The following is a 9,483-nucleotide window of genomic DNA, read 5'->3' on the forward strand; positions in this document are numbered from 1 at the left end:
CGGCCAGTTCGGCCGCGCCGCTGATCGAGACGGGCAGCTCGGTGCTCGCCCGGCTCCAGGTCGAGCCGCGGTCGGCCGACACGTAGGCCGCGCCGCGCAGGCCGTAGACCAGCAGGCGGTCGCCGCGGGTGGCCAGCAGGCCGAACCAGCTGCCCCGGTAGGGCGACTCCAGCACGGCGAAGTCGCGGCCGCCGTTGTCGGAGCGCAGCAGCAGCCCCTGCTCGCCGGCCAGCACGATCGAGGCGCCGCTGACCGCGACGCCGTAGAGGTGCAGCGAGCGCGGATTGGGGAGCCGAGCGCTGAGCGGCGTCCAGGTGGCGCCACCGTCCTCGGTGCTGAGCGCGAGGTTGTAGGCGCCGACCACGATGCCGCGCTTCGCGTCCTGGAAGTGCAGCGCGAGCAGCGGCTTGTCGGGGCCGTCGTCGGCAAGCAGCTGGACGTAGTCGCGGTAGGCCGGCGCGGCAGCTGCGTCGGCACGGGCTGCCTGGTCGAACAGCGCCGGCAGTTGCAGCCCGTCGAGTTGCTTGGTCCAGGTTTCGCCGCCATCTCCGGAATGCAGCACCACACCGAGGTGCCCCACGGCCCAGCCCTGGCGCTCATCGACGAACTGCACTGCCGTCAGGCTGGCCTGCACGGGCGTGGCCGCCTGGCGCCAGCTGGCGCCGCTGTCGTCGGAGAGCAGCACGATGCCGCGCTCTCCGACGGCGACCAGCCGCTTCCCGGCGGCGGCCACCGCCAGCATCGTGGAAGACAGCGCCTTCGGCGACTGGAGCGCGGCTTGCTGCAGCACACCGAAGCGCTGCGCCCCGGCGGTTGCTGCGCTGCCCGGAATGGCGGCGACCGCCAGGCACAGCATGCAGGCGAGCGCGATCAGCGAGCGCGATGAAGACATCGACAGACTCCTGGACCTCGAGAGAAGCAGAAGAAAAAGCGGCCCGGCCGGACCTCGTGGGTTCCCGTTGCTGCCGGGCCGAAGCGAGGAGTCCTCAACGTGCCCCGGTCGCGATGGCTTCGGGGCTCAACATGGCTTCATTGAGCTGCTTCGGCACGTCCGGAACGGGGAAGTGCTGCGGCAGGCCGTTGAAATTGCAGTTGTAGTAGTACTGGCCGGTCAGCAGGTTGATGATTCCCCACTGCACCGTGCTGACGACGGCGGGAATGTCCGGCGCCAGGTAGGGCAGCGTGTACTGCAGGTGGTAGAGCTGGCCCTGCGCGTCCCAGTGGTCGGCCATCACCAGCTTCCAGCCGTCCTCGTCGATGTAGTAGCGGCGCTTGGTCATCACGTGGCGCTTGCCCGGCAGCAGCGTCGCCTCGACGACCCACACGCGATGCAGCTCCCAGCGCACGTGGTCGGGGTTCAGGAACTTCGGCGTCACCAGCTCGTCGACCTTGGCCAGTGCCGTCTTGTTGGAGTTGTACGGGATGTACATCTCCTGCTTGCCGACGATCTTGTATTCGTGGCGATCGATCGGGCCCATGGTGCCGAAGGACTCGTCGAACAGCCCGGTGCCCGAGGTCACGGTGTCCGGCGTGTCGTAGGCGATCGAGGGCGCCTTGCGCACGCGGCGCTGGCCCACCAGGTACTGCCACACGCCGCGCGGCACCTTCTCTTCGTTCACGGTCTCGTGCAGCAGGATCACTTCACCGGCCACCGCCGACGGATCCGACTTGACGAAGGACCCAATCTTGTAATGGGCCGGCTTGGCGAGGTAGGTGTCGCGCGCATCCTTGTAGTAGTACGGCCACAGCCACGACATCTGCCCGGCGGACGACAGCGTGCGGTGTCCGTCGCCGGTGACCACCCAGGTGTTGAGCGGGTACTTCTGCGCCACGCCCTCCCACGCCAGCCGCGCGTTGAGCATCACCTCGATGCCGGTCTTGGGGATGGGGAACGGAATGCCGCCGTAGGCATCGACGACGCCATAGCCGTTGTCGGCCAGCTTCGCGGAGGTCGCGTTCTTGAACGTGTTCTCGTAGACCCAGGCCGGCGCGGCCGCCGTGCGGTGCGTCGGGTAGACGTCGATGCGAAAGTCGGGATACTTCTTCATCAGCGTCTTGACACCGTCGCTCAGCCTGGCGTCGTACTGTGCGGCGTTCTTCGCCGAGATCGACGCCACCGGCTTCTCCGCTGCGAACGGGTCGGGCCTGGGCTGGCCGTTCTTCCAGCCCGGCGCGACCTTGGTGTAGCCGCCGTCCCAGGCCGGGATCGAGCCGTCGGCGTTGCCGGCCTTCTCGGCGCCCAGCGGCGTGAGCGTGGTCTTGAGCTTGGCGGCTTCTTCGGCGCTCACCGCGGCGAAGGCCGGCTGTGCGGCGAAGGCCACCAGCGCGAGCGCGACGGCATACGAAATCGAGGGGGTCTTGTTCATGCCGGTCTCCATCAAAGGGCACGCTGCAGCGAGAAGGAAATGAAGTTGCGGTCCTTGTAGAACTGCTTGTAGGACAGCACCGGCGTGGGCGAGTTGGCCGGCGTGAGGAAGCCGTCCTCGCCGCCGTAATAGCCGGTGTAGGTGAGGCCGGCCTGCCAGACGGTGCGGTAGGTCGCCTTCACGCCGATCGAGAAGTCCCCGCCCTTGGAGCTGCCGCCGTTGAAGTTGAAGATCGCCGACGAGCGTCCGTAGAAGTTGTAGCCCACGCCGATCGGCAGCGAGAGGTCGACGCCGTCGACCACCTGGAAGTACGAGGGCTCGAAGATGAAGCGCAGCGCCGCGGCGTCGCGCGTGGTGTTGGGGTCGAGCGCCCCCGGGTTCTTGTCGATGCTGAGCCGGCGGTTCCACGCGACCTCGCCGAGGAAGGCGCCGGCATCCCACAGCCGCGTCTCCGACAGCACGTAGATGCCGGACATCTGCGCATGCGCCGTGTTGCCGACGGCATAGAGCGGATGGGCGTCGTTGTCAGCCAGCACCCCCGGCAGCACCACCTGCGGGTCGCTCACCAGCGCGGCGTTGCGGCGGATCGAGCCCTCGAAGGCCAGGTTGAGTTGCCCGATCGAGGTCGTCGCGCTGGCCCCGTAGGTCTTGATGCCTTCGTGGTAGACCTGCTGGATCGCGCCGACCCGGCCGCTCACCACATCGGGCGCGGAAGACGGCGTGAGGTACAGCGCCGCCCCCTTGTCGTGGTAGCGCGCGGCGTAGACGCCGAACTCCCATTCGCTGCCCGCCGGGGCCCAGCGGAACTGCAGGCCGCCCTGCCCCGAATTGCTGGCCTCGACATCGGGGCCGCGCCAGAACGCCGCCGCGCCACCGCCGGGCGTGATCGGCGCGCCGACGATGAAGCGCTCGGAGCCGTCGCCGACGAAGTCGAAGGCGCTGAGGTAGCTGCCGGCGGCCGGATGATGCTCTCGCGGAACTTGAACTGGTAGTAGGCGCCCAGCGTCATCTGCGAATTGATCTGCAGCACGCCCGAGACCTGCTCCACCGGCCGCAGGATCTCCTTGAACTGCGAGCTCGGCACAGTCAGCAACTTGACCAGGTCGACCGGGCCTTGCGCAGCCGCGATGCCGTTCGAACCGAAGAACAGACTCTCGCCGTAGATCAGCGTGTGGCGTCCGAGGCGCACCGTCAACGGCATCGAGCCGAGGTCGGTCTTGCCGAAGGCGAAGAAGTCGAGCACCTCGGCCTTGCGCCCGTGCAGCTCGCGCGTGGCATCGGTGAAGCGGTTGTAGCCGACGCTGGTGGAGTTGGCCGAGGCCGGCGAGTCGTGGTCGTTGCGGCGGTTGTAGACGCTGTCGTACCAGGCGGCCCCGCTGGCGCGGAAGCCCAGGCTCTTCCAGCCGACATCGACCTCCGACAGCAGGTCGAGACGGTTCGAGATCAGCCCCTTGTCGAAGTTGCGGTCGCCGTCGTCGAGGTTGACGTCCTGGAGCAGCCGCTCGGACTGGCTCTTGACGCGAAACGCATTGCTGTACTTGAAGGTGTTATCCCAGCGGAGCTTGAGGTCCGGGTTGTCGGTCCGGATCTCGAAGGCGTGTGCCGCGCCGCCGGTCAGGCCGAACGGCAGGGCGAGCGCCGCCGCCGCCACGCAGCGCGTGCCCAGCGCACGAGACGCCGCACACGACCGCCCAAAGGCCGATGTCGATTTCTTTCTCATCTTGTCTCCGTTGTCGATGGGTGTTGTTGACTGACGCATCACCGCCGCACTTCGACCGGTGCGTGGAGGCCGGGATTGCAAACGCGATGCCATGCCGCAGGGCGATCGCAAGCGCTTGATTTCAAAGAACTTCTGCCGCGTTTCAGTGAAAACCCGCACCCTCTTCGGACCCCGCCCGCTTCGCCATTTGTCGAAACGCCGCGGGGCCGATCTCCGCATTTACCGAAGCCGCGCATCGCCGTGTCCCGTCACGCCGGCACGATCTCGATCGCCTGCGCCTCCGCCTTGAGCAGGCGGTCCAGCACCCACAGCAACTTGCCGGGTCCGGCGTCGTGGACGATGTCCACGCTCGGCGCGTCCGGGCGCTCGCGCATGCGCTGGTACTGCCCTTCGAGCATCGCCTTGTCCTCGAGGAAGGCGTCGTTGTTGGCCTCGTGCATCAGGTCGGTGAGGCCCGGCATGTCGGTGGCGCGGCTGCAGCCCCAGGAGTAGTAGTAGTCGCAGGAGTGCGCGTCGCGCGGCGTCACGGCCTGGCTGGAGAAGGTGTCGAGCACGAGGCGTCCGTTGGTCGGCCCCTCGGTCGCGCTGCCCACCTCGTGCACCGAGAAATGCAGGATGAAGTTGCATGGCACGCTCATGCGCACATGGACCTGGATGTCGAACAGCGCGCCTCCGGGAACAGGTGCCTGGCGAAACTGGGGGGCGGCGTGCGGCGCACGCAGTAGCGGGTGTCGATGCCGCGCTCGGTCAGCTCATGGCGCGGCTTGATGTTCGACCAGGCATCCGATCCGCCCAGCGTCTGGCTGTGCACCCAGGCCACGTGGCTCAGGTCGGCCAGGTTCGCGATCTCCTGCCGGTAGTTGGTGTCGACGCGCACATAGCCGAGCCGCAGGTTCCAGGCCGGGTCGCCAGGACCGATGGCCTCGCAGATCAACGCCGGGTCGGCCTTCGCGGGCTCGCCCATCCAGACCCAGATCCAGTTGTCGCGCTCGACGACCGGGTAGGTGCGCACGCAGGCCTTCTCGGGGATCCGGCTCATGCCCGGGATCTCGGTGCAGCGGCCGTCGGGCCCGAACTTCATGCCGTGGTACATGCAGCGGATCGAGTCGCCCTCCTTGCGCCCCAGCGACAGCGGTGCGTGCCGGTGGCAGCAGCGGTCCTCCATCGCCACCACCGCGGCATCGGGTCGACGGTAGAGCACCAGCGACTCGCCGGCGATGCGCCGCGCCAGCAGGCCGTCACGGCCCAGGCTCAGGTCCTTGTCCCACCCCGCGCAGTACCACGCGTTCTTCACAAACATCGCATCTCCTCGTTGGCTGGTGATCGGCGGCCCGCTGGCCTCCGCGGCGGCACACCGCAAGCCACAGGCCATCGGACGCCGTGCGTCGTGCAAGGCGTCGACTGCTGCACTGCAGCGTCACCGACGGCGGTGCCCACCTCCATGGGAGAGAGGTGGCTGCGAAAGGGCTCGGTCGGGGCGATGGCTGCTGCATCGCAACAGCTGCTCCATAGTGGAAAGCGCTGCCCGGCCCCGCGTCGCGAGCGAACAAAATTCCTCACTCACCGAGGACTCGATGAGCAATCCTCTCCATTCGCATGCGCACGGGATCACGCCGATGAACGCTTCACCTGCACCGAACGCCGCCGACTTTCTCCACGCGCATTACCTGGCCAGTCGCAGCGACCCGTCGGCCACGGAGCTCCGGCCCACGCACCGCGAGTTGGCGGAGTGGCTGACCTTCGACCCGGACACCGGGCGCATCTGGCTCGACGACGAGCGCATGGTGATGCTGAACCACCAGACGCTCGGCTCGCTGCGCAGCGAACTGATCCAGGGCGTCGGTGTGGAGCGTGCGCGCGGCATCCTCACCCGCAGCGGCTACATCGCCGGCATGCGCGACGCGCGCTTCGTGGCCTCGCACTGGCCCAAGGAAGACCCGGTCGGCAAGCTGCTGGCCGGCACGCGCCTGTTCGGCCTGCAGGGCCTCGCCCGTGTCGAGGCGGTGCACTTCGACTACGACCCCGAGCGCATCGCCTTCAGCGGCGAGTTCTTCTGGCATCACTCGCTGGAGGACGACGAACACATCAACGCCTTCGGCGTCGGCACCGACGCGGGCTGCTGGCTGCCGATCGGCTACGCCAACGGCTACGTCTCCACGCTGCTCGGCACGTCGATCATCTTCCGCGAGCTCGAGTGCCGCTCGACCGGTGCCTCGGTCTGCCGCGTGATCGGCAAGGCCGCCCGCGACTGGGACAACGTGGAGGAAGACCTGCGCTACATGCAGGCCGAGGGCTTCGTCGGCGAGCGACCGGGGCCGGAACCGACACCGCGCGACGGCCCGCGCCTCGGCGTGCACGACGCCGCGGCGGATGCGGCGCCGCGCATGGTGGGCGTCTCGTCGAGCTTCAATGCCGCCTGCCATTCGCTGCGCAAGGTGGCCACCACCACCGCGACGGTCCTGTTCTTCGGCGAGTCCGGGGTCGGCAAGGAGCTGTTCGCCAAGATGCTGCACGAGATCAGCGAGCGACGCGACGGGCCGTTCGTGTCGGTCAACTGCGCGGCGATCCCGGAGAACCTGGTCGAGGCCGAGCTGTTCGGCGTCGAGCGCGGCGCCTACACCGGCGCCCACGCGTCACGGCCGGGCCGCTTCGAGCGCTCGCACCGGGGCACGCTGTTCCTCGACGAGATCTCGTCGCTGAGCCTGGTCGCGCAGAGCAAGCTGCTGCGCGCGCTGCAGGAGAGCGAGGTCGAACGGGTCGGTGGCACCCGCCCGATCCGGCTCGACCTGCGCGTGGTGGCAGCGTGCAACGTCGACCTGCGCGAGGAAGTCCGGCAGGGGCGCTTCCGCGAAGACCTGTTCTTCCGGCTCAACGTCTACCCGATCCACCTGCCGCCGCTGCGGGCCCGCAGCGAGGACGTGCCGCTGCTGATGACGCACTTCCTCAAGCTCTACGGTGCCCGCTACGGCCGGCAGATCCACGGCTTCACGCAGCGCGCGATGCGCGCGATGCTGACCTACACCTTCCCCGGCAACGTGCGCGAACTGCAGAACATGATCGAGCGGGCCGTGATCGCCGCCAGCGACGAGCCGCAGATCGATACCGTGCACCTGTTCCGCGACGAGCTGTTCAACGCGAAGTCGACCTTCGCCGTCGGTGATCAGGGCCGGCTGGCCGACACCGAGGGGCCGACGCCCTCCGCGCCGCATCCGGAGCCCTCGGGCGACGAGACGCTGCTCGACCGGGTGCTCCGCCTGCGCAGCGCGGTGCGGAGCCCTCAGGCGTCCGACACCTGGCTCGAAGAGCTGGAGACCCAGCTCGTGGAAGAGGCGGTCCAACGTTGCAACGGCAACATGGCCGCCGCGGCCCGGCTGATCGGCATGGCGCGGACGCAGGTGGTCTACCGCATGCGCAGGAAGAACGTGACGACTCAGGCGAGGGCCTGATCCACCACCTCCACCCAATGCTGCACCGGCACGGCCGTCCCGGACTGCAGGTGCAGGATGCACCCGACGTTGGCCGAGACGATCAGGACAGCGAGGCAAGCACAAGGAGTTCGTCTTCGTGTACCGCAGGGAGCGGGTGAAGAACCTCGACATCGAACCAGCCATGAAGTACCGGCGGGTCGGGACGATCAACAACACCGCGTTCCAGACGGCCCGCACGGAGGCTGGGCTACCCCAGGTGCGGGTGCACGACTTCAGGCACACATTCGCCCAGCGCTTGAGAGATGCGGGTGTGCCGGAGGAAGACCGAGCGCTGCTGCTTGGACATGCCGTAGCGGGTATGGCCCAGCACTACGCAACGTCGACCGTCGAGAGATTGATCGAGGTGGCGAACAAGGTCAGCGAGACGAGGGACAGGACGACGATCCTGCGCGTGGTGAACGGATGAAAGTCACGCAACTAGTCACGCAGAAAAGAAAAATGGGCTAGCTCTCGTGAAGCTAACCCATTGATCCATAACGACATTTTGGTGCGGCTGGCAGGAATCGAACCCACGACCCCTTGGTTCGTAGCCAAGTACTCTATCCAGCTGAGCTACAGCCGCATCAAGCCCTGCAGTTTAGCACGAAGCGTTTTCGCGTCTCAACCCAGGGCTGCCGCGGCGCGGAAGCATTGCGCCGCGCGCTCTTCGTCCCGATCCTGCTCGGCCATCGCCGCCAGGTGCAGCCAGGCTTCGCGGCGCACCGTCGGCGTCAGCGCCTCGTCACGCGCCGCCTGTTCCAGCAGGGCTCGGGCCTTGCCCCAGAGCTGGCGCGCCATCATCGCGCGACCCACACCGTAGGCCAGCGCGCCCTCGCCCGGACAGGACTGGAGCGCAGCCTCCAGGCGCGGCAGCCATTCGGGACCGATGCCGTCGACGGCGTCGGCCAGCGCGAAGGCCAGCGTGTCGCGTTCCTCGCGCGGCAAGGTCGCCACGCGGTCCCAGAAGGGGCGCAGCCAGGTCCGTGCATCTTCGGTCGCTCCCAGCGCGACCAGTTGACGCGCTCCATGGGCGGCCACCACCACATCGCGCCGGTCGGCCGGGTCGAACTCGCGCCAGACCCGTTGGGTCTGCTCGGTGTCACGCGCGGTATCCAGGGCCTCGATGGCCAGCGTGCGCATCAACCCCTGCGCAGCAGCCGGCGAGAAGCCTTGATGCTTGGCGAGCAGGCGCGCCGTCTTCAGGGCCTCCAGCGGCTCCTGCGCCAGGCGCGCCGCCTTCAATTTCAGGCGCAGCGCCTGAGTCCGCCGCGACACACCGGGCGGCAGCTGCGACAGCAGTTCCAGTGTGCGGGCGGCATCGCGGTCGTCGAGCGCCCACTCGGCGGCCAGCAGCCGGGCCCCCTCTTCCGCCGGACGCGCAGCGGTGTTGCGGCGGGCCAGGTCGAGCGCCTGCGCGAGTTGCTCGTCGCGACGGGTACGGTCCTGAAGGCGGTGCAGGCTGCCGGCAGCAAGCAAGTGCCCCAGGACCGTGAATTCGGCATCCTGGCGCAGTTCGGGTGTGTCGGCCTGGATCGCCACCGCCCGCTGCGCGGCCTTGTGGGCGCGCCCGTAGCGGCCGCCGAAATACTGCGACAGCGCCTCGCGCAGCGCGCCCTGGGCAATGCGGTCGCGACGCGACACGCGCCATTCGCGCGCCCGCCGCGGCAGCCCGATCAGCAGCCCGACCGCCTGGATCAGCGCGTTCAGCACCAGGCAGAGGCCGACCAGGATCACCATGAAGAGGTTGAACGACAGGTCGACGCGCCACGGCGCCCAGTACAGCGTGACGAGGTTGTCGTTGCTGCCGAGCAGGCTGGCCGCCACCACGGCCACGATGGCCAGCAACAGCAACCAGATCACGTTGCGCATCGGAGCCGGCGCCTCAGCGGCCCGCCGCCGCGGTCGTCAGCGCCGCCAGCGTGTCGTCGGG

The 9,483-nt window shown here is 68.4% G+C and carries 8 protein-coding genes, 1 tRNA gene and 1 pseudogene; 2 read left to right on the forward strand and 8 right to left on the reverse strand.

Translation table 11 applies throughout. The annotated features are described in order from the left end of the window. From x551_RS14705 to x551_RS26520, 6 genes and pseudogenes are all read right to left on the reverse strand, one after another. Nucleotides 1-892: YCF48-related protein (locus x551_RS14705; protein ID WP_036249186.1), on the reverse strand; the 892-nt coding region annotated here is incomplete at its 3' end. 94 nt (nucleotides 893-986) lie between these two features. Continuing rightward, entirely contained in the window at nucleotides 987-2,366 is a 1,380-nt protein-coding gene (locus x551_RS14710) for a DUF1329 domain-containing protein (protein ID WP_036234021.1), read from the reverse strand. 11 nt (nucleotides 2,367-2,377) lie between these two features. Then, complete coding sequence (locus x551_RS27470) at nucleotides 2,378-3,268, reverse strand: DUF1302 family protein (RefSeq protein WP_253950385.1); 891 nt, start codon at nucleotides 3,266-3,268, stop codon at nucleotides 2,378-2,380. Nucleotides 3,269-3,378: 110 nt separating this feature from the next. Further along, nucleotides 3,379-4,305: pseudogene (locus tag x551_RS27475) on the reverse strand (DUF1302 family protein); the annotation flags it as partial. A gap of 29 nt (nucleotides 4,306-4,334) precedes the next feature. Further along, a complete protein-coding gene (locus x551_RS26515) occupies nucleotides 4,335-4,730 on the reverse strand; it encodes a hypothetical protein (RefSeq protein WP_253950384.1) in 396 nt (131 codons plus the stop codon). Further along, complete coding sequence (locus tag x551_RS26520) at nucleotides 4,721-5,386, reverse strand: Rieske 2Fe-2S domain-containing protein (RefSeq protein WP_216701329.1); 666 nt, start codon at nucleotides 5,384-5,386, stop codon at nucleotides 4,721-4,723. Before x551_RS26520 ends, x551_RS26515 begins: the two co-directional genes overlap by 10 nt. Before the next feature lie 274 nt (nucleotides 5,387-5,660). On the opposite strand from x551_RS26520, the gene x551_RS14725 reads away from it, so the two are divergent. Both x551_RS14725 and x551_RS14730 read left to right on the forward strand, forming a co-directional pair. Then, entirely contained in the window at nucleotides 5,661-7,532 is a 1,872-nt protein-coding gene (locus x551_RS14725; RefSeq protein ID WP_036234014.1) for a sigma-54-dependent Fis family transcriptional regulator, read from the forward strand. A gap of 136 nt (nucleotides 7,533-7,668) precedes the next feature. Next, nucleotides 7,669-7,980, forward strand: coding sequence for a tyrosine-type recombinase/integrase (locus x551_RS14730; protein WP_152543531.1), 312 nt, complete (start codon nucleotides 7,669-7,671; stop codon nucleotides 7,978-7,980). A 79-nt stretch (nucleotides 7,981-8,059) separates the two neighbouring features. On the opposite strand, the gene x551_RS14735 is transcribed toward x551_RS14730, so the two are convergent. Next, nucleotides 8,060-8,136, reverse strand: a tRNA-Arg gene (locus tag x551_RS14735). Between the two features lie 38 nt (nucleotides 8,137-8,174). Beyond that, nucleotides 8,175-9,422: a heme biosynthesis HemY N-terminal domain-containing protein gene (locus x551_RS14740; RefSeq protein WP_036249189.1), complete on the reverse strand. Its 1,248-nt coding sequence runs from the start codon at nucleotides 9,420-9,422 to the stop codon at nucleotides 8,175-8,177. Nucleotides 9,423-9,483 lie beyond the last annotated feature (61 nt).

Origin of the sequence: Methylibium sp. T29 (assembly GCF_000576205.1) — a bacterium.
Taxonomy (GTDB): domain Bacteria; phylum Pseudomonadota; class Gammaproteobacteria; order Burkholderiales; family Burkholderiaceae_C; genus Methylibium; species Methylibium petroleiphilum.